The organism is Imperialibacter sp. (assembly GCF_048007035.1).
GTDB lineage: Bacteria > Bacteroidota > Bacteroidia > Cytophagales > Cyclobacteriaceae > Imperialibacter.
The window spans coordinates 4454067-4478010 of record NZ_CP180355.1 but is presented as its reverse complement, the minus strand read 5'-3'; the positions used below and the strand labels follow the sequence as shown (position 1 = coordinate 4478010).

20 protein-coding genes are annotated in these 23944 nt (G+C 48.3%); 11 read left to right on the top strand and 9 right to left on the bottom strand.

Annotation, left to right across the window (positions count from 1 at the left end):
• Positions 1-31: 31 nt before the first annotated feature.
• The 8 genes from hisIE to ACMVP2_RS19290 form a co-directional block, all read right to left on the bottom strand.
• Positions 32-631: a bifunctional phosphoribosyl-AMP cyclohydrolase/phosphoribosyl-ATP diphosphatase HisIE gene (gene hisIE / locus ACMVP2_RS19325; RefSeq protein WP_416864697.1), complete on the bottom strand. Its 600-nt coding sequence runs from the start codon at positions 629-631 to the stop codon at positions 32-34.
• Between the two features lie 12 nt (positions 632-643).
• Positions 644-1399 (bottom strand): imidazole glycerol phosphate synthase subunit HisF, encoded by a 756-nt coding sequence (hisF, locus tag ACMVP2_RS19320; RefSeq protein ID WP_416864696.1) that lies wholly within the window; start codon positions 1397-1399, stop codon positions 644-646.
• Positions 1400-1432: 33 nt separating this feature from the next.
• Complete coding sequence (locus ACMVP2_RS19315; protein ID WP_416864695.1) at positions 1433-1831, bottom strand: four helix bundle protein; 399 nt, start codon at positions 1829-1831, stop codon at positions 1433-1435.
• Positions 1832-1884: 53 nt separating this feature from the next.
• On the bottom strand, positions 1885-2601 hold the full coding sequence (hisA, locus tag ACMVP2_RS19310; protein WP_416864694.1) for a 1-(5-phosphoribosyl)-5-[(5-phosphoribosylamino)methylideneamino]imidazole-4-carboxamide isomerase: 717 nt from the start codon (positions 2599-2601) through the stop codon (positions 1885-1887).
• 2 nt (positions 2602-2603) lie between these two features.
• Positions 2604-3185, bottom strand: a complete 582-nt coding sequence (hisH, locus tag ACMVP2_RS19305) for an imidazole glycerol phosphate synthase subunit HisH (protein ID WP_416864693.1) — start codon at positions 3183-3185, stop codon at positions 2604-2606.
• A gap of 109 nt (positions 3186-3294) precedes the next feature.
• Positions 3295-4029, bottom strand: a complete 735-nt coding sequence (gene phhA / locus ACMVP2_RS19300) for a phenylalanine 4-monooxygenase (RefSeq protein ID WP_151998893.1) — start codon at positions 4027-4029, stop codon at positions 3295-3297.
• A gap of 294 nt (positions 4030-4323) precedes the next feature.
• The gene (locus tag ACMVP2_RS19295) at positions 4324-4497 is read right to left on the bottom strand and encodes a hypothetical protein (RefSeq protein WP_416864692.1); all 174 of its coding nucleotides are present in this window, start codon (positions 4495-4497) and stop codon (positions 4324-4326) included.
• A gap of 93 nt (positions 4498-4590) precedes the next feature.
• Positions 4591-5751 (bottom strand): Gfo/Idh/MocA family protein, encoded by a 1161-nt coding sequence (locus ACMVP2_RS19290; protein ID WP_416864691.1) that lies wholly within the window; start codon positions 5749-5751, stop codon positions 4591-4593.
• 455 nt (positions 5752-6206) lie between these two features.
• Here ACMVP2_RS19290 and ACMVP2_RS19285 point away from each other — a divergent pair, with 455 nt between their 5' ends.
• From ACMVP2_RS19285 to ACMVP2_RS19270, 4 genes are all read left to right on the top strand, one after another.
• The gene (locus tag ACMVP2_RS19285) at positions 6207-7394 is read left to right on the top strand and encodes a pyridoxal phosphate-dependent aminotransferase (RefSeq protein ID WP_416864690.1); all 1188 of its coding nucleotides are present in this window, start codon (positions 6207-6209) and stop codon (positions 7392-7394) included.
• A 153-nt stretch (positions 7395-7547) separates the two neighbouring features.
• Positions 7548-8663, top strand: a complete 1116-nt coding sequence (locus tag ACMVP2_RS19280; protein ID WP_416864689.1) for an AEC family transporter — start codon at positions 7548-7550, stop codon at positions 8661-8663.
• A 158-nt stretch (positions 8664-8821) separates the two neighbouring features.
• The gene (gene rlmF, locus ACMVP2_RS19275; protein ID WP_416864688.1) at positions 8822-9868 is read left to right on the top strand and encodes a 23S rRNA (adenine(1618)-N(6))-methyltransferase RlmF; all 1047 of its coding nucleotides are present in this window, start codon (positions 8822-8824) and stop codon (positions 9866-9868) included.
• Positions 9869-10134: 266 nt separating this feature from the next.
• The gene (locus ACMVP2_RS19270) at positions 10135-11652 is read left to right on the top strand and encodes a mandelate racemase/muconate lactonizing enzyme family protein (protein ID WP_416864687.1); all 1518 of its coding nucleotides are present in this window, start codon (positions 10135-10137) and stop codon (positions 11650-11652) included.
• Positions 11653-11903: 251 nt separating this feature from the next.
• Here the strand turns inward: ACMVP2_RS19270 and ACMVP2_RS19265 are convergent, their stop codons facing one another.
• Positions 11904-13310 carry a four-carbon acid sugar kinase family protein gene (locus ACMVP2_RS19265; protein WP_416864686.1) on the bottom strand — a complete coding sequence of 469 codons (1407 nt, stop codon included), beginning with the start codon at positions 13308-13310 and terminating at the stop codon, positions 11904-11906.
• A 111-nt stretch (positions 13311-13421) separates the two neighbouring features.
• Here ACMVP2_RS19265 and denD point away from each other — a divergent pair, with 111 nt between their 5' ends.
• From denD to ACMVP2_RS19230, 7 genes are all read left to right on the top strand, one after another.
• Positions 13422-14375: a D-erythronate dehydrogenase gene (gene denD / locus ACMVP2_RS19260; RefSeq protein ID WP_416864685.1), complete on the top strand. Its 954-nt coding sequence runs from the start codon at positions 13422-13424 to the stop codon at positions 14373-14375.
• Positions 14375-15847, top strand: coding sequence for a GntP family permease (locus tag ACMVP2_RS19255; protein WP_416864684.1), 1473 nt, complete (start codon positions 14375-14377; stop codon positions 15845-15847). The genes denD and ACMVP2_RS19255 overlap by 1 nt, the downstream gene beginning before the upstream one ends.
• 122 nt (positions 15848-15969) lie before the next feature.
• A complete protein-coding gene (locus ACMVP2_RS19250) occupies positions 15970-16530 on the top strand; it encodes a DUF7010 family protein (protein WP_416864683.1) in 561 nt (186 codons plus the stop codon).
• A gap of 125 nt (positions 16531-16655) precedes the next feature.
• Positions 16656-19508 (top strand): DUF1549 domain-containing protein, encoded by a 2853-nt coding sequence (locus tag ACMVP2_RS19245; RefSeq protein ID WP_416864682.1) that lies wholly within the window; start codon positions 16656-16658, stop codon positions 19506-19508.
• An 11-nt stretch (positions 19509-19519) separates the two neighbouring features.
• Positions 19520-20953, top strand: coding sequence for a DUF1501 domain-containing protein (locus tag ACMVP2_RS19240; RefSeq protein ID WP_416864681.1), 1434 nt, complete (start codon positions 19520-19522; stop codon positions 20951-20953).
• 125 nt (positions 20954-21078) lie between these two features.
• Complete coding sequence (locus ACMVP2_RS19235) at positions 21079-22713, top strand: M1 family metallopeptidase (RefSeq protein WP_416864680.1); 1635 nt, start codon at positions 21079-21081, stop codon at positions 22711-22713.
• Positions 22714-22831: 118 nt separating this feature from the next.
• Positions 22832-23311, top strand: a complete 480-nt coding sequence (locus ACMVP2_RS19230) for an SRPBCC family protein (RefSeq protein WP_416864679.1) — start codon at positions 22832-22834, stop codon at positions 23309-23311.
• The last annotated feature ends 633 nt before the right edge of the window (positions 23312-23944 follow it).

The window sequence follows — 23944 nt, the reverse complement described above, 5'->3', positions numbered from 1 at the left end:
ACTTACAAAGCTAATTTTCCAGCAGGAGGGCCTATTTGTTATGCCTTTGTTTCAGAATGTCAACCACGTCATCCAGCTTGTTTCCCTTGGCTTCGAGCAGGATCATCAGGTGAAAAAGTAAGTCTGCCGATTCATTGAGAAAAAGCTCCTGGTTGTCATCCTTGGCTTCAATCACTACTTCAACAGCTTCCTCACCTACTTTTTGAGCCACTTTGTTAATTCCTTTCTCAAAAAGAGATGACGTGTACGACTTATCAGAAGGGTTATTGTGCCTGTCTTGAATGATGGATGTGAGGTTATTAAGAAAGGCTATACCGTCTGCATTCACCTCATTAAAACAGGTATCGGCACCAGTATGGCAGGCTGGGCCAACAGGGTTCACCTTGACGAGTAAGGTATCTTTGTCACAATCTGCAATAATGTCTTTTACAAAAAAGAAGTTGCCCGAAGTTTCTCCCTTGGTCCACAGTCTGTTCTTTGTCCTGCTAAAAAATGTAACCTTCCCTTCTGCCTGTGTCTTTGAGAGCGCCTCCTCATTCATGAATCCGAGCATCAGCACCTTGCTTGTCGCTTCATCTTGTATAATCGCAGGAATCAGCCCGTCTCCCTTACTAAAATCCAATCCTTCCATTATCCTCTCTCTTTATAATCGCATGGGTATATTCTGGTCACGAAGGTACTCCTTTAATTCCTTAATAGGCACCTCCTGAAAGTGGAAAATGCTGGCCGCCAATGCAGCATCGGCTTTTCCTTGGGTAAATACGTCCAGGAAATGCTCCCGGGTTCCACCCCCACCAGATGCTATTACAGGCACACCCACTGTTTCCGAAACCGTTGCAGTAAGCTCATCGGCAAAGCCAACTTTGGTACCATCATGATCCATAGAAGTAAGCAAAATTTCGCCGGCGCCTCTATTCTCGGCTTCCCTGGCCCATTTGATAGTTTCCAGCGCCGTAGGAGTGCGGCCGCCATGTGTATGTACCACATGCACACCGTCGACAAACCGGGAGTCGATAGCCACCACAATGCACTGGTTACCAAACTCACGACTGAGCTCATCGATCAGTTCGGGCCGCTTCACCGCCGATGAATTGATCGACACTTTGTCAGCGCCAGCATTGAGCAAGGCTGATACGTCAGCAATAGAGCTGATGCCACCACCTACGGTAAAAGGGATATTGATCTCCCTGGCCACATGCCTCACCAGTTCCACGAGCGTTTTTCGTTTTTCCACAGTAGCGGTAATGTCGAGAAAGACCAGCTCGTCGGCCATTTCCGCCGCATAGCGGGCACCCAGCTCTACCGGGTCACCGGCATCTCGCAGGTCTACAAAATTAACGCCTTTAACGGTGCGACCGTCTTTGATATCGAGGCAGGGGATGATACGTTTTGTTAACACAGAGATTGCTGATTTGAGATTGCTAATTTGAGATTACCGGCGGTCTTTAAACTTCTGGCCTTTGATCTCGGAACGGTTTAAATAACTAATAAAGCCAGCGATGCTGGCACTAAGCTTTTCATACTCTTCTATTTTCGCCTGATAAGTAGCTTCCTTTATATACGCCTGATCGAACGCCCGATGCAACTGTGACCGTACTTCTCCGGCAGAGCCCTTCGCAAAACCCAGAAAGTTCACAAACTCCAACCGGCCCGACCGCTCGAAACCTTCTGCAATATTATCCATCACAGAGCCCGCCGCAGCCCTAATTTGATCACGAAACCTGAAATCAGTAGCAAATGGCGGCTCACAGGTTAGCTTGTATACTTCAAAAGAAAGCCGTCTGGCGTCCTTCCAAATTTCCAAATCCTCAAACCTTTTGATCGACGCCATAATTTCAATTTTTAAATAATCTTTGCAGCCTTTCCGCCAAGCAAATCAAAATCTCAAATCAAAAATCTTAAATCAGCAATATTGACCCTTCCTTCATAAATCGCCTTCCCTACAATTGCACCTTTGCAGCCAATTTCTTTGAGCTTTTCGAGATCTTCCATAGAGCTTACGCCACCACTGGCCACAAAATAGATATCAGGAAACTGCTCCACCAGGGTTTTGTAAAGATCAACCGACGGCCCCTCCAATAAACCATCCTTGCTCACATCGGTGCAGAATATATTGGTAACGCCTTTTTGAACATACTTCTCCATGAAATCATACACCCAGATGTCTGTCGTTTCTAACCAGCCTCCTATGGCAATCTTTTCGTCTTTCACATCGGCACCAAGAAAGAATCGGTCGGCTCCGTATTGCTCCAGCCAGTCGGAGAATATCTCCTCATTCTTCACGGCCATGCTGCCTACCGTAGCCAGCTTTGCGCCGCATTCAAAAACAATGTCAACATCCTCTGCGCTTTTGATGCCACCACCAAAATCAATGACCATGGCTGTCTTGCTTGCTAGGGTCTCCAGCACTTTCCAGTTTTTCACCGACCCTGCTTTGGCTCCGTCGAGATCCACCAAGTGAAGCCGGGTCAGGCCCGCATCTTCGAACTGCATAGCCACTTCCAGCGGGCGTTCATTGTATATCTTCTTTTGGTCATAATCGCCCTGGGTCAGGCGCACACACTTTCCATCAATGATGTCGATTGCTGGTATAATATCCATTCCTACAGTTCAATAAAGTTCTTTAGTATTCTTGCCCCATCCACACCACTCTTTTCTGGGTGAGCCTGCACGGCGTAAAAATTCCCCTTTTGCAGTGCTGCACTAAAAGGTACCATATAGTCCGACTGGGCAATGGTGCTGCTTCCCATTTCAGCATAGTAGCTATGCACAAAGTACAGATACGCATCATTGGTGAGCCCGTTCATTAGTGGCCCTTTGAGCGAGTGAATATTATTCCACCCCATATGAGGCACTTTTTCATCAGGCGGAAACTTCTTTACCTCCAGGTCAAACACACCCAGGCAAGGTGTATCATTCTCTTCGGAGTGCCTGCACATCAGCTGAAGTCCCAGACAGATACCCAAAAAAGGCTGCTTGAGCCCGGGGATGATTTTATCCAACCCGTTTTCTTTCACCGAAGCCATGGCTGTACTGGCCTCTCCCACACCGGGGAAGATGACCTTGTCAGCACTTTTGAGCACTTCAGGGTCATTGCTCAGCACTGGTTCAATGCCCAACCTATTGAGCGCAAAAGTCACCGACTGTACGTTACCTGCATTGTATTTTATGATCGCTACTTTCATTCTCTTCCATCAATAGTGCTAATTGTTTTCTGCCCGCTTTTCTGAAAAGGCAATAGAAAACCCCGGCAAATTTATGTGAATTACCTTAAGTTCCGGGTTTAAAGTGAAATCAATGGACGTGCTGCGCCTTATCAACTTCCTCAGCAATCACCTGTTTGATCTCAGGAATCGCTTTGTAGAGCTGCTCATAGGAGTTGATAATGAAGTACTTGTCTTGAAATTTATCCTTCCAGTAAGGTGTTGCCATAATCTGCCTGACATTGAATTCGTAGTGAGCTGGTTTATCGCTGAGCGAAAATTTAGTTTCCCCCGCCGAGCTTAAAATACCTGCACCATAAATCCTCAGTTCGCCGTTCTCTCTGATCAGGCCAAATTCAACCGTAAACCAGTAGATCCGGGAAAGCAATTCTATGGCGTAGTCGTTGCCGCAGTATTTCAGCCCAATTTTACTCAACTCTTCCAGAAAGTTGACAAAGTTCTGGTTGGTGAGCATGGGTACGTGGGCAAATACGTCGTGAAACATGTCGGGTTCCTCCAGGTAGTCGAGTTCTTTCATTTTCCGCAGCCAGGTAGTTGCCGGAAAATACTTGTTCGACATCAGCTCAAAAAAAGTATAATCCGGCACAAGCCCCGGCACCACCGCCAGCTTCCAGCCAGTAATCCTGTGCAGGATCTCATTGGTGTCTTCGAAATGGGGAATATTGCTGGCTACAAAATTTGTTTGCTCAAGTCCTTTCAGGTGTGCCTTCGATGCTGCATTGGGAAGATTTACGATCTGGCGATCGTACAACAATTGCCAGACCTTGAAGTCCTCGTCGTCGTAATTCTCATAAATCTGTCTCATAAACGTATAATTTTCACTTGTTGGGTTAATGCAATTACTCTAATAACGAAAAAAGACCTGAATCATGCGATTGAGGCCTTTTTTCTAATAGCTATATAAATATCGTCTATTACTGCCTAAATCGCTCAGGAGCCACATGATAGTAATAGATATGATAAGTATTTCCGTTCATTTTCTGCTATAAAGTTACAAAAATCAACAGTTTGTAAATAGTGTTTCGTCTGAATTCTCAATGAATATTCAAATGCTTCTTTATTGTTTCAATATCCGACGAATGCTTTTCAATCTCCTCCCTCAGCACCTGACATCAGTAATCTTGCTATCAATAGCATCAAGCTTGTCAAGCACCTTTCCTGCGAAAACATTAAAACTCTTCTTCACATCAGAAACGTCATTTTTCATGTAGTCTAAAGTAACATGAATATCTCCAAGCGCATTAACAATAGCGTTTTCAGTGTTCTTGTCCATTCGTTATTGGTTTCAATTCGTAACAGTATTACCAATATAATGATTCATAGCGAATACACCGTAGTTACTCTTAATAACATATAGCGCCAGCCCCTAGTTCAGCTTCACCCACTTAGCGCCAGCGTCGCCTGATTCAATCACGGCATCGATAAACTTCATGCCACGTACACCATCTTCCACTGTAGGGAAATCGAGATTTACCGGATCTGGCTTTTTGCCATCGATTCTTGCCTGCACAGTTTTGGCAAAGTTCTTATAGATATTGCCAAACGCTTCCAGGTATCCTTCGGGGTGGCCTGCCGGTGTACGTGTGTTCGCCTGGGCAACAGCGCCCATATATGCACGGTCACCACCTACCCGGTACACTTGAGTGGGTTTGTCGAGCCATTTCACCAGCATGGTGTTAGGCTCCATCTGGTGCCACTCCAAGCCTCCTTTTTCACCATACACACGAATATTGAGAGCATTTTCTTCTCCAGCAGCGATTTGGCTACAGTGAAGAACACCTTTGGCGCCATTGTCGAAACGCAGCAATATATTGGCGTCGTCGTCAAGCAAACGGCCCGACACCATACGGCTTACATCGGCACAAAGCTCTGTGATCTTAAGTCCGGTGATGGTTTCTGCGAGGTTCTCAGCATGGGTACCTATGTCGCCCACAGCTCCAGCCTTACCCGAGCGCTTAGGGTCTGTTCTCCAGCTGGCTTGCTGGTTACCTGACTGCTCCAGCGGAGTTGACAACCAACCCTGTGGGTATTCTACCACTACTTTCCTGATCTTTCCGAAAACACCCTCCTTAATCATCTCACGGGCTTGCTTCACCATCGGATAGCCAGTGTAGGTATGTGTAACGGCAAATGTGAGACCTGTCTTTTTCACCAAAGCCTCTAATTGCAGTGCTTCATCCAGGCTGAACGACAGCGGCTTCTCACAAACTACATGATAACCGTTTTCAAGTGCCAGCTTGGCAGGCTCAAAGTGAACAAAGTTGGGCGTAACGATTGTAACAAAATCCATGCGCTTGTCAGCCGGAAGTTTAGCTTCCTTCTCGAACATCTCATGGTAAGTTCTGTAGCAACGGTCTTCAGGCAGGTAAAAGTCTTTACCCGAAGCGACAGATATTTCAGGATCAATATGGAAAGCTCCGCATACTAATTCAACCTGTCCATCGAGGCCAGCTGCGTGACGGTGAATAGCGCCAATAAACGCACCACGGCCACCACCTACCATGCCCATTCTTATTTTTCTGCTCATTATCTATGATAGTTTTAGGGTGAAACAATCGAATGGCCACCACCAGTATCCGGCTTCTCCCGGTAGGTGGCCCGCCAATTTCACCTCAATAAATTCATTTTTCGGCTAAAAATGAAGTTTTATTCAACTCCCTGAACGAATTTAATTTGAATGGCCCTGAGAGCGAAAAGCGTCAACAGGTCTTCAAGCTGTCTTAAGCGCTATCTGTTTTGCAATTATTACCCTCATAAATTATCAACTTTCTAAAAATTAAGGAATACTTCATAAGAGGCGACAATATTTTTGACTATTACCTGCGCTTTTGTTTATCTTTCCTATGCTTATCTGAGCATCTACATTATTCGACACCCCTTTTATTTTGAGTTCCCATCAGAGGAACATTTCAGGATTACCAGAGGCATGCTCAGGCTTCTTTTGATAATTAAACCAATATTCAAACCTGTAATAATAAGAGGATGGAAAAGACAACCAATCTTAATCGTAGATCGTGGCTGAAGTATAGCGCTTTGGCTGCCGGCGGTGTTGTAACCAGCGCTGCATTTCCCGCATTTGCCAACAGCAAACCAGCGCTTGGCATGAAACCTTATAAAGGCAAGTACAGCCTCATGGAAAATTACCATGTGATGATGGCTGACAGAGCTGATATGAAAGCCAGGCTGCTTGCTAATGAGAACCCATGGGGGCCTTCAAAGAAAGCTGTTGCAGCTATTGCAGCAAGTGCTTCAATGGGCAACCGTTATGTTTATAATAGCTCAGCCAAAATGGTCGACTTCCTTGCTGAAAAAGAAGGTGTATCTAAAGAATCCATCCTTTTGTCGCCTGGCTCTACCGATATCCTTGAAAAAGTAGCTTTTTCATTGTTTATGAACGGAGGCAACATTGTTTCTGCCGACCCCAGCTACATGTCGATGATCAGAACCACTCAATCGATTGGTGGTACGTGGAAGAACATTCCATTAAAGGCAGACTATTCGCACGACCTGGATGCCATGGCCGCTGCGATTGATGATGAAACCAAGCTTGTATACATCTGTAATCCGAACAACCCAACCGGCACTATGACGCCGGTAAGTGAGATCAAGGCGTTCTGTAAAAAAGTCTCTTCAAAAGTACCGGTCTTTATCGATGAGGCTTATATGGAGCTACTTGATAATCCTGAAGCAAACACGGCAGTGAGTCTTGTGCAGGAAGGCTACGACGTCATCATTTGCCGTACGTTCTCCAAAATACATGGTATGGCAGGGTTGCGACTTGGCTATATGGCCGCCAATGAGGCGAGAGTGAAAGCTATCAAGAGCATGGTTCGCACCGAAATGGGGATCAGCGTGACCTCACTTGAAGGTGGTATGGCCAGCCTGAAGGACGTTGAGTTCCAGGAATTCACCAGAAAGCACAATAAGGAGAACAGGGAATATGTGTTCGCCGAACTAAAAAAGGCCGGAATGAATCCAATACCGTCGTTCACCAGCTTTATCTTATTCCCTATTCAGGTACCTACCAAAGAGTTCCTCACTCAGTTTATGGACAGAGGTGTGGGCATCAGAGGGTTTGAGATCGACGGGAAGCCTTATGCCAGGGTAAGCATGGGCACCATGGACGAAGTGAAACTGTTCACTAAAAGTCTTTACGAGATTGTCAGTTAACTGACTATGTGTTAGCTGCCCGGGCTGAGTTTCCGGCACTCAATCAGGTGCCCACAGCGATGGCCCGGGGCAGCGCCCACACATCGACAATACCCCCTTTTCAATCGACCACCGTTCGTTTTTTATAAGCACAAAGTATTTCTGTTTTAGTTCATGAATTCAGCCATTACTAAAACCATTTCATTCCTTCTCCTTATTGCCATCGGGTATTTTCTTCAGAAAAAAATCCAGGGCAGGGAGCGAAAGGATGGCATCAAGACGCTCATACTCAGCCTGGCGCTTCCTGCCACCATTTTCATTGCTTTACTGAAAATTGAGTTTTCGTGGGGAATGATCATTGTGCCTGTGCTGGCAATTGGCTTCAACCTGCTCATGTATTTGTTGGTAAGCAAGCTACCCCTGCCTTCGCTGTTTAACTTAAAAGAAGAGCAGTATCGCACACTGATCATGCTACTACCCTCACTGGCACCGGGCCTTTCGCTGTTTCCATTCATTATGGAGTACCACGGCGAGGAGCCACTGGCACTGGCTGCGCTGGCCGACGTGGGCAACAAAGTGTTTGTGCTGATAATATTATACAGCATTGCCATGAAATGGTATTTCGACCGCAATGAGATTGGCAACCGGAACACTTCTGAAAAACTCAAAAGTCTTTTCAAATCGATGTTGGAAGAGCCTGTAAATATGGTGATGCTGGCTGCCATTGTGATGCTGGCTTTTGGGCTACATTTCGACTCCCTGCCTGGTTTTCTGAGAGATTCAGTCGACAAAATGAACTTGATGATGACGCCACTCATACTCCTTTTCATCGGCATCTCCATCAAGTTTACCTGGCAACAGGTGAAAGCCATTTTCTCCTTCCTGTTCTTCCGGTCTGCCATCGCTTTTGTCATCAGCGGATTGCTACTGGTGTTACTGCCAGTAACCGACGTGCCTACTATGATTCTGATCGTGGTGTTTCCTCAGAGTGCCTGTAGCTTCTGGCCGTTTGCCCACATGTCGGCAGTTAATACGTTAGAAAGCGCACAGGAAAACCCGATTCGCCCCCGCACGTTTGACCTCGACTTTGGCATGAATGCATTGGCGTGCTCTTTGCCTTTTTCTGTCGCACTTATTCTTAGCGTTTATGTGTTTGAAGACTTCTTCGTGCAGCCAGCCAATGTCTTTCTTTCATCCGGTATTTTTATTGCCTTAGCCGCTCTGCCGCTTTTGTTTTCCGCTCGCTGGTTCAAAACCTATGCAAGCCGACTGGCAGAAGAACGAAGCTAACATTTCCTTTGGCCACTGGATAAACAAGGTGTTAAATGGGGGCCTTTGTTGACAACCCACCGATTCGTCATCAAGCCCATTTACTGCCAACAATTTGTAACTTTGGGTGTGGACAGGGTTGCTTCTAAAGTGACTCCATCCCCAGAGAGAACACCTCAATGCCAGATAAGAAAAAGAAATTTTCAAATGCAGCGGATCAGGTTGGCCAAAGGGTGGAAAAACCGAAATTGCACCCACGCAACAAGCATCGGCAGCGCTACAACTTCAAGCAACTTAGTCAGAGCAATCCAGACTTGGTGCCATTTGTAAGGTTGAATGACTACAGTGATGAATCAATTGACTTCTTCAACCCAGAAGCAGTCAAAGCGCTGAACAAGGCGCTTTTAAAACATCATTACAATATAAAAGACTGGGATATCCCAAAAGGTTATTTGTGTCCACCCATTCCAGGGAGAGCCGATTACATCCATCACATGGCAGATCTATTGGCCTCCTCTCATCCCCTGCCGAAACGGGGAAAGCCTCCAACTGGCAGCAAAATAAAATGTCTGGATATCGGCGTAGGTGCCAATTGCGTTTACCCCATCATAGGGCATGCGGAGTATGGCTGGTCGTTTGTAGGTGCCGATATCGACCCTTTGGCTATTACATCTGCCAACAAAATGATTGAAGCGAATCCCCAATTAAAAGGGAAGGTTGAACTGAGGTTACAGTCAAATTCCAAGAACATATTCGTCGGCATCATTCAAAAGGATGAACACTTCGATCTAACGATTTGCAACCCACCCTTTCATGCTTCTTTTGCTGAAGCCCAATCCGGAACAATACGAAAGCTGAGAAATCTAAAGCAAAAGAAAATTACCAAACCCATTTTGAACTTTGGGGGCCAAAGCAATGAACTGTGGTATGCCGGAGGGGAAGAAGGGTTTATCAGGAATATGGCCTTCCAAAGTAAGCAGTTCGCCTCCCATTGCTTTTGGTTTTCAACCCTCGTGTCGAAGTCATCGAACCTTGACGGCGTCTATGAAGCACTAAAGAAAGCACAAGCTTCTGAAGTAAAAACAATTCCCATGGGGCAGGGAAATAAAACCAGTCGCATTGTTTCATGGACATTTCTTACGAAGGAGCAGCGAGAAGAATGGACGACAACAAGATGGGGAAGTCATGCTAAAAAATTGGGCGAAAATGACAAAAGCTCCTCATGAGCTAGGACACATCTAACATTCTCCAAGGCCGTTTGCAGAATATCATCCGATCAACCACCGTTCTCTGCATTCCGATTTGGGGGTTCATCCATTTAGGCTTATTTTGGTAAGTATACTCGATTGTGGTTAGTTCTTTCTGCTCTTCTCTACAGAGGAAAGGATATGGTTCTTGATGGTTGAAGCTCGTCGATGAGCTTATTTCCGGTGATTCTACTTGCCCCGGAGCATTGAAATGCATTCAACATACCTTATAAATAAACTACACTATGAAGAGTATCTTACAGAAGCTGATCAGCGAAAACAAGCAGCAGGAACAAGATGAGGCTGCTGCCATTCAGGAAGAGATCGACAATCCCACCACACCGGATAACCGCAGAGACTTCCTTAAGAAAACAGCCATGGGCGGCATTGCACTCACAAGTCTCATAGGCATGACATTCGAAGACTCGGTAGCACAAACCACTTCAAAGGTCAGAAAGGCATCGAATCCATCCGATCTTAAAATAACGGACATGCGCTACGTGACATTGGACAATGGCACCTCCTATACCAATGCCCGCAATGTGGTGATCCGCATCGACACGAACCAAGGCATCTACGGTTTGGGCGAGTTAAGAGACGGTGCAGATCCACGCTACGGCCTGTTTCTTAAAAGCCGGATCCTGGGCCTTAACCCCTGCAACGTGGAAATGATCTTTAAAGTGATCAAGCAATTTGGTGGTCATGGCCGCAAAGCTGGCGGCGTGAGCGGTGTGGAAATGGCGCTGTGGGACCTGGTGGGCAAAGCATATGATGTGCCAGTATGGCAACTCTTAGGCGGAAAATACCGGGAGAATGTGAGGCTTTACGCCTACGTGCCTGCTCACAACAGCAAAAACATGGACATAGAGAAGTTCAAAGCCGATTGCAAAGTGCGCATGGTGGATCAGGGCTTCACGTGGCTCAAGATGCATCCGGGCATCCATGTGTACAGCGACGTACCAGGCACCGTGGTTAACAGCAAATACATCCCCGGTTTCAACGACGACAACCTTGATAATTACCTTTCTTACCAAAACACCAGACATGCCTTTACCGGCGTGCAAATTACCGACAAGGGGTTGGATTTGCTCTCCAACTATGTAGGCATGATCCGGGACGTGGTGGGGTATGATATTCCCCTTTCTGCTGACCACTTCGGACACTTTGATGTGAATAACTGCATCAGGGTGGCCAATGCATTGGAACCTTACAGGCTGGCTTCTTTGGAGGACTTTGTGCCTTGGGACAACACCGAGCAGCTAAAGCACATCACCGATTCGATCAACTCGCCAACCATTACAGGTGAGGATATTTTTGGAAAAGAGGAATTCAGAAAGCTCTGCGATGTGCATGCCGTCGACATCGTGCACCCTGATATGGGTACCTCCGGTGGCATACTGGAGACGAAAAAGATTGGAGACTACGCAGAAGAAACCGACGTGGCTATGAAGATGCACTTCGCCGGCACTCCCATTTCGTTTATGGCCAACGTGCACTGTGCCGCAGCTACCCAAAACTTTATGGCACTTGAGCTACCCGTTCAGTGTGTGGACAATCCCTGGTGGCCGCAGCTGGTGAAAATGGTCGGCAAAAAACCGCTATACACCAAAGGCTTTGCACATGTGCCCACCGATGCACCAGGCCTGGGCGTGGAGCTAAATGAAGATGAGCTTAAAAAGCATCTTCATGCGGAAGACGATAGCTATTTCAGACCAACGCCGGAATGGGATGCTAAGCGCTCCCACGACAGGCTGTGGAGCTGATGGCTCGGTCATGGCTTAAGTGACAAGTCCTCCAAGGCAAACGTATTTAGGAAAGCTTTACAATGAAACCCTCCAAGGGTTCTCCTTTAGCCAACCTCTCCCTGGAGACATGACAGCCTGCTGCCCTGAAGAAGATAAACCCTTGGAGGGTTGCGGGCAACTAACAACTACGCAGGGTTGTTGCGCTAGTTAAAACTAGCCAGCAACCCTTATTTCATATAACCAGACGTAGTCACTCCGCCCGCATAATGCTACCCAGCACCAAGCTTTTCACATACCAGCGTCAGCGCCTTGTCATCGCCTACATTGCCGGGAAACACCACGTAAATCAGGCCGGGAAACTTGCTTTCTTCGTGTAACTTCCATACCGGCACTCCGGGAATAACTGGCCCCAGAACTGCCGCCTTTTGAACCGAAAGACCCTTCGAAGCCAGGTCGCTTGACGTGATGCCGCCTTTGGCAACCATAAACTTCGGACGGACAGAAATCCCTTGCACAATGGCGACAAGGAAGTCGGACACCAGGGAGTTGATTTTCAGGCTGCTTTCGGCATCAGAGCCCTTTTCCAATGTGCGGCTGGTATGAACCACCACGTCTTCGCCAGCAGCCAGCCACGCATCCACCTGGGCACTGGTAGCTTTTGCCTTGCCGCTTACATCTTGTGATTGAAGGAGAGCGCTTACATCCACCTCTAAAGATTGATGTCTTCCCTGTTTCAGCAGCCAGGCCAGCTGGTTGGTCGTTTTGGGCACATGTGAGCCAACCACCACAAGCGACCCGTGACTGGAAGCAGCATCCTCTTTTTGAGGGACATAAAGTTTACCTGATACCATGCCCGACCTGATGGGCACAAAGGTGGCGGATGTACGGTACAGAATCTTCTTACCTGACTTTTCAGCCATTATCAACCCCAGCACCCCTACTTCCAGGTCACGGTAGCTGGCGGCGTTCATGATGCATACTGATCCATCGGCGCAAGCGTCCAGCTTCCCTGCTATTACCTTCGGGCCACCTGCTCGCAGGTCTTCAATGGACACCGAATTGACTTCCGACGCCTTGATCCGCCCCCTGGTCTTTTCCTCCACCCATTCCTTCAGGTTGGCGTGCTGGTAACCAAACGACACATCTTTAGCAAAAGGTGTGTCAGACACAGGCACCATCTCTTCATTTTCAACGATGTAATGCACATCGTCCATCGTGTACCTGGCGCCTTCTATGAAAGCTGGCACCAGCACGGTGACTGCTCCCTGAAGACCAAGAGCCTCGGCTACGGCGTCTACTTCTGCAGGAAAGTGGCCCCTTAAAGTGGAGTCGCTCCGGCTCACCACCACCACTTCTCTTTGACTCTCTTTTGCCGCTTCTTTAAGATTTCGCCCGATTTCCAGGGCCAGGTCAATGGCCTCTGCCTCCGGCAGGCTCCTGGAGTTGGTAAGGATGTAGAGAATGGAGGGCTTTTGTCTGAGTTCTGCCGCTATCAGGCCTACCTCCCACGAGGTAAGCACCGTCACATCGTAGCACGTCTGTGTGCCTGTTGGGTCATCATCAAGTACTACAATGGTCTTTTCACTTTCCAGAAACTCCTTTTGAATGGCCGGCAGGAGGTCTTCGGGATATTCCGGCGGCAATTGATTGAATTTTTGGTTTACGTTCTCGTACATCGCAAGTCTCTGATCAACCACTCAAATAAGCTTCGTAGGTGGTGGGGTATTAAATTTATTATTTACCTTTTTAAGTCGAACAAATCGACCCGTTTAACAAGCCGTGAATCTATGCAAATAATCATTACCGGAGGAGCAGGTTTCCTTGGTCAGCGCCTGGCAAATGCCCTGCTCAGCAGTAACCTTGCTTTTGATGAGTTATTGCTGACAGACATTGTGATGCCTCCTCAGCCAGAAAATGACAGCCGGATTCGGTGCCTGCAAGCTGATCTTTCTGAAGCGGGGGCAGCCAAATCTCTTATCTCCGCCGAAACAGGTTTTGTTTTTCATCTGGCAGCGGTAGTGAGCAGCCATGCGGAGAAAGACTTCGACCTTGGCTGGAAAGTCAATATGGACATTACCCGCCAACTGCTGGAGGCCTGCCGTCATCAAAAACCAGGCATTAAGTTTATTTTCTCAAGCTCCATTGCTGTGTTCGGTGGTGACCTGCCCGCCACCGTGCTAGACACCACGGCGCTTACTCCCCGCTCGTCGTATGGCGTCCAGAAAGCGATTGGTGAACTGCTGGTCAACGACTATTCCCGAAAAGGATTCGTCGATGGCAGGGTGCTGCGATTGCCCACCATTTGTGTGCGACCAGGGAAACCCAACCTGGCGGCTTCTTCGTTTGTCAGCAGCATCATTCGGGAACCCATCAATGGAGAAGAGGCCATCTGCCCCGTCTCCACCAACCTGGCGCTTTGGCTCTCAAGCCCCGATACTGTTATCCAAAACCTTATCCATGCCGTCACGCTGAAAGCGGAAGCTTTCGGTGACTGGCGTACAGTGAACCTGCCGGGCGTCAGTGTCACGGTGCAACAAATGCTCGACTCGCTGGAGCGTATCTCCGGCCAGGTCGCTCTGTCCAGGGTGCAGTTCAAACCAGATGCTGCTATCAACGCCATCGTAAGTAGCTGGCCTGCCGCCATCGACAATACCAGGGGGCTATCACTTGGCTTCACGGTCGATGGCGAATTTGATGCGTTTATTACTCAGTTTGTCGCATCCAACAAGCAGCCCAACTGATGAGCGACCTCCCCATTCCCATCATTGGTCTGGCGGTAGCCGTCTACGTATTGATATTGCTGGTGCTGCGCACCAAAGTGCATCCACTCATTGCTATGATTACAGCAGCCTGCGTGGCGGGCATAACCGGCGGCTTGTCGGTCAATGAAACGCTCGACGCCATCACCAAAGGCTTTGGCGCCACGCTGGGCACCATTGGTATTGTGATCGGATTGGGGGTGATGATGGGGCGCATCCTGGAAGTATCAGGCGCCGCTGAGCAAATCGCTTATTCCTTAATCAAATGGCTGGGCCACCGCCGAGAAGAATGGGCGCTGGCTCTGACCGGCTACCTGGTGAGCATTCCCATCTTCGTCGATTCCGCTTTTGTAATCCTCTACCCTATTGCCAAAGCGCTGGCGCAAAAAGGCAACCGCTATCTCCTGACGCTAGGCGTTGCGTTGGCTGGCGGCCTTATCGTGACCCATACCATGGTGCCGCCCACGCCGGGGCCTTTGGGCGTGGCGGGGCTATTTGGTGTCGACATCGGTTCCATGATGCTGCTCGGCATTGTGCTGGCCCTGCCTTGCACCCTGGCGATCGTTTGGTATGCGCAGTGGCTTGGGAGAACATATCCTGACTTTGTAGCCACAGTGGTGCAGGAAGACCTGAAAGCCGTCCACGCTGATTACTTAAAAGAAAAAGAGGCCAAGCCCTTCCCCAGCCTGACAAAGTCGCTGCTTCCCATTCTTGTACCCATCGGGCTGATCTTCTTGAAGGCGGTAACCAACCTGTTCCCTTCGCTTGCAGCCACCGACGGCACAACTTTGTCATGGGTCTTGCAGGTAGTTGCCTTTGCTGGCTCACCTGTCATTGCTTTGTGCATCAGCACTTTGATTGCCGTTTACACCCTGGTGCCTCACCTCAACCGGCATGAGACATCAGAACGACTGGAAGAAGGCCTGAGATCAGCGGGTATTATACTAATGGTAACTGGCGCAGGCGGAGCACTTGGCTTTGTGGTGCGGGAAAGCGGTTCCGGTGCTCAGATGGCCGCACTGATGGCCAATCTCCCATTTTCCCCCATCATGATCCCTTTCTTCGTCGCCACCATTGTGAGGCTGATACAAGGATCGGGCACTGTGGCCATGATCACGGCGGCGTCTATCACGGCACCGATACTGGTCAATTTACCCGATGTTAATATGCTGTTCGCAGCACAGGCCGCCGTGTTGGGCTCGCTATTCTTCAGCTATTTCAACGACAGCTTTTTTTGGGTGGTGAATCGCATGATGGGCATTGCCGATGTGAAGCTCCAGCTCATGACCTGGTCGGTGCCCACCACCATCGCATGGGCCATTGGCGGGGTTTTGATAGCGTTGGTTAATTTAGTCTTTGGCACCAATGGCTCCCTGCTCGATCCGCTGATTCCGCTAGCGGGGTTGGGCGTGATGTGGGTCGTGATAAGGAGGAAAGGAGATTTCAAACAATAGCGAACTTCATACATCTGTCTGCATTTTTACTATCTTCATTTATCAACACATAATGCAGCCCGAGCATCACGTTCTAACATACCATTTTTGTCTGGAGCGTTGTGTGGTATTTGAACCCCTGTATGGAAAAAACACTTGAACAACAGCGAATTGAATTTTCCAATCAAAAATTTCTCGCTACACCTTTAGCAGGTCTCATTATTTGGACGATTATTGGAATCGGAGGGATTTTTTTCTCAGACTTTATTGCGGTGTGGACAATTTTTATTGGAACAGGAAGCATCGTATACTTAGGATTATTCCTTTCAAAATTTACTGGTGAAAACTTCCTTGATAAAAGTAAACCTAAGAATGAGTTCGATACACTTTTCCTTTTTACTGCAGGACAAGCCATTCTAGTCTATTCAATAGCTATTCCATTTTTCCTCGTTGACTATTCTTCTCTTCCAATGACTGTAGGGATTTTGACTGGATTGATGTGGTTACCTTTCTCGTGGATTATAAAACATTGGGTTGGTATTTTTCACACAATGACAAGAACTATATCAATAGTCGCTCTTTGGTATCTGTTGCCAGAATATAGGTTTATAGCAATCCCATTCACAATTGTTTTGATATACATATTGACCTTATTGATTCTCAACGGAAGGAAAAGAAATAAAAACAACGCCAAAATAGAGTAGACGACTCCACCACCTGCCTGATTAGGTTCTAATACTTTTTGATCCCGCCTAATCCGCTCGTTCAGTATCTCTGCCAATCATAACCTAAAGGATGTTTTTGTGAAAAATTCCTCCTATTTTCAAACATGGAGGAGAATGCGTGGTCTTGGATATTTCAGCTATTGGGTCGCCTGCATCCGGTAGCAGTGCACTTCCCTATTGGATTATTGATTGTGGCCCTTTTTCTGGAAGCCCTCACCCTGAATGGCAAACGACCCGGCCTGAGGGATGGCATCAACTGGATGGTGTACCTGGGCGCCGCTTCAGCCGTATTGGCCGCTAGCCTCGGGTGGTTCCTTCGCACTTTCGATGACTACTCGGGCGACCTGGTGCAGCTACACCAGAATCTGGGCATCGCCACAGCCGTACTATCTGTCATTGCCGCTTTCTTGCTCCAAAAAACAAATGCAGGGAAGTTATCCAATTTTCTGGCTTACCGGTCACTGCTGGTGCTATCGGTTATCACGCTTACCATTGCAGGTCACCTGGGTGCAAGCCTTACACATGGCGAAGACTTTCTGTCAAGCGCACTCCCAGGAAACTCAGATCCTTACGATGATAGCAGAGGCGTGGCATTATTGGCCCAATTGAATCAACTGGATTCCCTGTCAGAAACCGAGCTGGACGATCTTAATTTGGAAGTAAGGGCCATTTTTGCGCATAACTGCTACCAATGCCACAGCGAAAACAAGCAAAAAGGGGAGCTGGTATTAGAAAACAAAAGAGGCGTTTTCCAGGGTGGAAAATCCGGGAAAGTGATTGTGGCTGGCCACCCTAAAGAAAGCGAACTATACAGAAGAATTACGCTGTCCTCTAATGACGATGATGTAATGCCCAAAAAGGGCAAGGTGCTAAAGAAAAATGAAATTGCCCTGATCAAATTGTGGATAGAAAAGGGAGCTCATTGGTCGGACCGGGCGCTGAAAGTGTTCCCGGAAGCGGCCCTTGCTTTGTCGAAGCCGGTGTTGCCCGCTTCCTCAGAACAAGTACACCCCGTTGACAATCTGTTGGATGTCTACTTTGAAAAGAACGGCATCGCCTGGCCACAATTGGTAGACGACAAAACCTTCATCCGACGAGCTTATCTGGATATTGTAGGGCTGCTGCCAGAACCTGACGCCATCAATCGGTTCGTCGATAATCAGGATGCTAACAAACGAACGCAACTGATTGATCGCCTGCTGGCCGATAATAGTAACTACACCCAGCACTGGTTGAGTTTTTGGAACGATTTACTTAGGAACGACTATTCGGGCACAGGGTTTATTACTGGCGGCAGAAAGCAGGTCACTGACTGGCTGTACAAATCGCTGCTGGAAAACAAGCCTTACAATGCCATGGTGAAGGAATTGATCAACCCCACCCCCGCCTCCGAAGGGTTTATCAAAGGTATAGAATGGCGGGGCGTGGTAAACGCCAGTCAACGCACGGAAATGCAGGCCGCCCAGAATATTGGCCAGTCACTGCTGGGGGTGAATGTGAAGTGTGCGTCTTGCCACAACAGCTTTGTAAGCAACCTCACGCTGGATCAGGCTTATGGCTTTGCGTCCATATTTGCCGATTCGGTGATGGAACTCAACCGGTGTGATCAACCAACTGGAAAAATGGCCCAGGTGAGTTTCCTGTATCCGGAACTAGGATCGGTGGAGGCCGACAGCTTAAAAGAGCGCTTACTGAAACTTTCAGAGGTCATTGTGAAGCCAGAGAATGGCAGGCTGTACCGAACCATTACCAACAGAATATGGCAAAGGCTGATGGGGCGGGGCTTCATCGAACCTTTGGATGAGATGGACAAGACCCCATGGGATGCTGATTTGCTCGACTGGCTGACGGCGGACTTTATTGATTCGGGCTATGACATGAAGCAGTTGATGCGCACCATCATGACATCTAAAGCCTACCAGCTACCAACGGTGAGTTATGAAAAGCTGGAGCAGGTGAAATCGGCTCGCTACGTGTTCAACGGGCCAATTGTCAGACGAATGAGCGCCGAGCAATTTTCTGACGCCGTGAGCCAGGTTATAGCCCCCGTATACTATGCCGCCGCTTACAACCCTTCTGGCGACCAGCTATCTTCGAACAGGATTTGGCACCGGGAAAGGAAATTTGACCGGGACGTACTGCCTGAGCCCGGCATAAGATATTTCCGCCACAAGTTTACCCTGACTGACCGGGAAATCATCAACGCTCAGGCCCTGATTTCGGTTGATCATTCTTATTCGTTTTACCTAAATGGACAGAAGGTGGCTGAGGGCACCGACTGGAGAAAAGTAAATAAGCTGGACGTAACGAAGTTCCTGAAAAGTGGAGAAAACGTTATCGCCATCGAGGGAACAAACGAAGGCCCTATCGCCAACCCTGCCGGGATATTGTTTGCGATGAAGATCAGTCAAAAGGACAACCTTGAAACCACCATACAATCGGCGAGTGGCGAGGGTTGGAAAAGCGCCGATGTGAACCCCGGCAAAGAATGGCTGAGCGCTGCGTTTGATGACTCGGGTTGGGAAACCGTCCGCAACTATGGTTCCATGCATTGGGACCAGTTATTGAGTTTTACATTTGAAGACAATGTGCCCACTTATGCCCGGGCCAGTCTGGTCAGGCAGCATCCGTTCTTGAAAGCGCTTGGTCGGCCAAGCCGGGAAACTGTAGCCACCTCCAGGGATGATCAGGCTACCTTACTGCAATCGCTGGAACTCACCAATGGTGCCTATTTTAACCAGGTACTCGAAGAAGGTGCCGGCAGTTGGCTGCAGCAATATGGCAGCAATGCAGCAAGCATTGTCGATGCCCTTTACTTAAAGTGCCTTGGGCGGAAACCCTCGAACAAAGAAAAAGACATCATGCTAAGTGCTTTGGGAGACACACCGGACAAAGAAGGTTTGCAGGACGTGTTTTGGGCCACGCTGCTCTTGCCTGAATTTCAGTTTATCTATTAGAACGAGAAACAATGAACGATCACATAGCCAATTCACGCAGGGAATTTATGAAGAAAATGGGTGCTGCCAGCCTGGCCGCTGCGGCTGTCAGCATTCCCACTGCCAGTTTTTTAAGTTCATGCAGCACTGTACCAGCAATTCGTTCTTCGGCCGACACCGTCATATTGCTTTGGATGGCCGGAGGCATGGCTCACACCGAAACTTTTGACCCCAAGGCCTATACACCCTACACAAAAGGCGTAGAGAGCAAACGAATTTTAAGCTCGTTTCCAAAGGTTCCGACAGCTGTGGACGGACTGTATTTTTCAGAAGGACTTGAGTCCATTGGCAGTGTGATGGACAAAGGCGCTATCATCCGGTCCTACAAATCGGCCGACCTGGGGCACATCCTGCATACCCGGCACCAGTACCACTGGCATACTTGCTATGAGCCGCCGCAATCGGTGCAAGCGCCACATATTGGTGCCTGGATCGCCAAAGAGCTGGGGCCGGTCAATCCCGTCATCCCTCCTTTTATTGCTATGGGGCAGCGTTTTACAGTGGGAGAAGGCGAAGAATTAAAAGCTTTTCATACGGCAGGGTTCCTGGGCAGTGAATATGGGCCATTTCTCATTCCCGATCCGTCAAGTGGGCTGGAGAGCGTTCGCCCGCCGCAGGGCATGTCGGCCAAAAGGTTTGAGGCAAGAAATCAGCTTTACAAAGAATTGGCCAATAAAAGTGAGGTGATGGAACGAGGCAGTGATTACCAGCGGGAGTCGTTGATGCGGTCGATGGAGCAGTCGTACCGGCTATTGAATTCACCGGAGTCGCAGGTGTTTGATTTGACCAGAGAGCCAAAGGAGAAGTATGACATCTACAACACCGGCCGGTTTGGGCTTGGCTGCCTGACTGCTAAGAGGCTGGCCATGAACGGCGCCCGGTTTGTGAGTGTATCCACGGAATACGAGCCATTTCTTGGGTGGGATACGCATGAGAACGGACATACCCGTGTGGTGAAAATGAAGGAACTGATCGATGGCCCTGTTGCGCAGCTTGTCAAAGATTTAGATGAATCGGGTCATTTGGACAGGACGCTCATTGTGCTGGCCAGCGAATTTAGCAGAGATGCTTTGCTGGAAGGGCGGCCCGGCGAAAAAGTACAAGACCAGGTGAATCAACCAGACGTGATTGAAGACGAAAAATTCTATGGCATGCACCGGCATTTTACCGATGGCAGCTCCATCCTCATGTGGGGAGGGGGCATCAAAAAAGGATTGGTTTACGGCAAAACGGCTGATGAAAGACCCTGCTCATCGATTGAAAATACCGTCGTTATTGACCAAATACACCAGACGATCTACAACGCTCTGGGCATCCACTCTGAAACAAACTACACGATTGAAGGCCGGCCCTTTTACACCACCCCCGATGGGCAGGGGAAAGCTGTTGCAGAGTTGCTTGCATAAGGTGACTTTGGCTGGTTTGGACACAGCAAACCTTTTGGTTAATTGCCCGGGACGGCTTATGGCTTCGATTGCTTGTGAACTCCTAATAACAAAATTTATATCTTGCTTCCTCTGATATCTCGCTTATGAAATCGTTGACTTTAACCCTTTGCTTCTTCATTGGCTTTGTGACAGCGGCTCTTGCCCAAGCACCCAAGTTCACCCGTCAAGACACACTCCGTGGCTCCATCACCCCGGAAAGAGCATGGTGGGATTTGATACATTATGACCTCGTGGTAAAGGTCGATCCTAAAGCGAAGACTTTCTCGGGTCAGAACACGGTAACCTACAAAGTGCTCACGGAGGCCAAAACAATGCAGATCGACTTGCAACACCCAATGAAAATCACTGAGGTGATGCAGGATGGCAAGGCATTAAAATTCCTTCAAAATGGCAATGCCTGGTTCATTACGTTCAAGAAAAAGCAGGTGCCTGGGGCTGTAAACAACCTGATAATCAGTTATGGTGGAAGGCCTCAAGTGAGCAAGCTTCCGCCCTGGGAAGGTGGTGTTACCTGGACAAAGGACAGCAACGGCAACGATTTCATCGTCACCACATGCCAGGGCGATGGTGCCAGCCTGTGGTGGCCATGCAAAGACCACATGTACGACGAAACCGACAGCATGACCATCAGCGTAACCGTGCCTGAGCACCTGATGGACGTTTCCAATGGTCGGCTGCGAAAGACCACGAACAACAACGATGGCACCAAAACCTTCGAGTGGTTTGTGTCCAACCCGATCAACAACTACGGCGTGAACGTGAACGTGGGTGACTACGTGCATTTTGGCGAGGTGTACCAGGGAGAAAAAGGTCCACTAGACTGCGACTACTACGTGTTGCGTGACAACCTGAAGAAAGCCAAAACCCATTTCGAAGAAGTGCCGAAAATGCTGGCCGCTTTCGAACATTGGTTTGGGCCCTACCCTTTTTATGAAGACAGCTACAAGCTGGTGGAAGTGCCCTACTACGGCATGGAACACCAGAGCAGCGTAACCTATGGCAACTTCTACAAAAACGGCTACCACACCACCGACGTAAGCGGCACTGGCTGGGGCTTTAACTTCGATTTCATCATTGTGCATGAGTCGGGGCATGAGTGGTTTGCCAACAATATCACCTACAAAGACATCGCCGACATGTGGGTGCACGAAGGCTTTACTGCCTACTCAGAGAACCTTTTTGTAGACTACTACTACGGCAAAGAAGCCAGCGCAGAATACGTGATTGGCACACGCAAGAACATCCGCAACGACAGACCTATCATTGGCTACTACGAGGTGAATAAATCAGGCTCAGGCGACATGTACTCGAAAGGAGCGAATATGCTGCACACTTTGCGCCAGCTGGTGAACGACGACGAAAAATGGCGCATGATGTTGCGAGGTTTGAATGAGGAGTTCTATCATCAAACTGTTACCACCTGGCAAATTGAAGCCTTCCTGGCTGAAAAGTCAGGGATGGATCTGAAGCCTTTCTTTGACCAATACCTGAGAGATACCAGAATCCCTGTGTTGGAGTACAAAGCCGACGGCAAAACGCTCAACTATCGTTGGACTAACTGTGTGGAAGGTTTTGCGATGCCAGTGGAGGTGAGCATCGACGGCAAAACACAAAGGTTGATTCCTGAGAGCACTTGGAAGACCGTAGAGTTAGGCCAGCCCATGCGTAAGCTGGCGGTAGACAGTGATTATTACGTAGATGCCAGCAAGATTGAATAGGCTTAACTTGTTCATGAAAATGGCGCAATCGCCCTCTTGAATTGTCGTTTTACTACAGCGAGAAATTTGTTGGCAATAGCGATCTTTGATAGGTAAAATACACTACAATAAAACTGCTATGAAACATCTTCAATTTCTCCAGGACGTCAAGGCGCCTGCTACAAAAGTTTACAGGCTGATGCTGGGCCTTGATGATATCAAAAGCTATCAAGACTGGACCAGCGCTTTCAACCCCGACCCAGATGGAGCACCAGGTTCTTACGAGGGAAGCTGGGACAAAGGCAGCAAAATACTTTTCGTGGGGCTTGATCAGGACGGCAAGCGGGGCGGCATGGTGTCCAAAATACTGGAAAACAAACCCGCTGAGTTCGTATCTGTCAGTCATTACGGTATGGTGGATGGCGACCAGGAAATCACCTCCGGCGCTATGGTTGAAATGTGGGCTGGCGCCATGGAAAACTACACCTTCAAAGAACGTAATGGGGTGACTACAGTGACGGTGGATCTCGACACGGCGGATGCTTTTGCCGAAATGTTCAGCGAAATGTGGCCAAAGGCTTTAAGTAGGTTGAAGGAGATTTGCGAGGCTAAGAACTGACCAAATGCTACAGCAAAAAAACATTTTGACAAATTCCCGCAATAAGCAGGTTAAGTAGTTAATTAATAATGCTGTAATAGCCGGATGAGATGTCGGTGGGCTGCTTATCAACGAGGGCGTATGAAGAAAATTCCCCAGGGCCCTTCTTTGACCAATTCCTGAGAGACGTGAGGATTTCGGAGTTTGATGGATCAAGCGGAGAATCTGGGGGGATTACCCTTTAAACTCAATATCCCGAGTGATCATAAAAAAAGCAAAAGGTCCAAGCCTATCCCGGCCGGGCGAGACGCATTGAACCAGTTTTGCTTTTTTATTTTACCACAAACGAAGCATTCAATCCTCAGAAATGCAGATTGATCCAGTTTGATCACAAATTAGATGGCAGCACACTCGGCTACCGTTGGGTAAATGTGACAGCAGGTTTTTCCTAGGTCAGTCGACGTAAGTATCGATGGTAAAGCGAAAAAGCTGGAAATGGATAAGGAGTATTATATGGAAAGAGGTTGGGTAAATTAATTCATTCTCAACATCCCATTCATGAGGTATCGATGGCTACTGGAGAAGACCGTTATTGATGACTTTGCTAGAAAACAAAACATAAAGAATGTCACCAATAATTTTTCTAAATTCGAG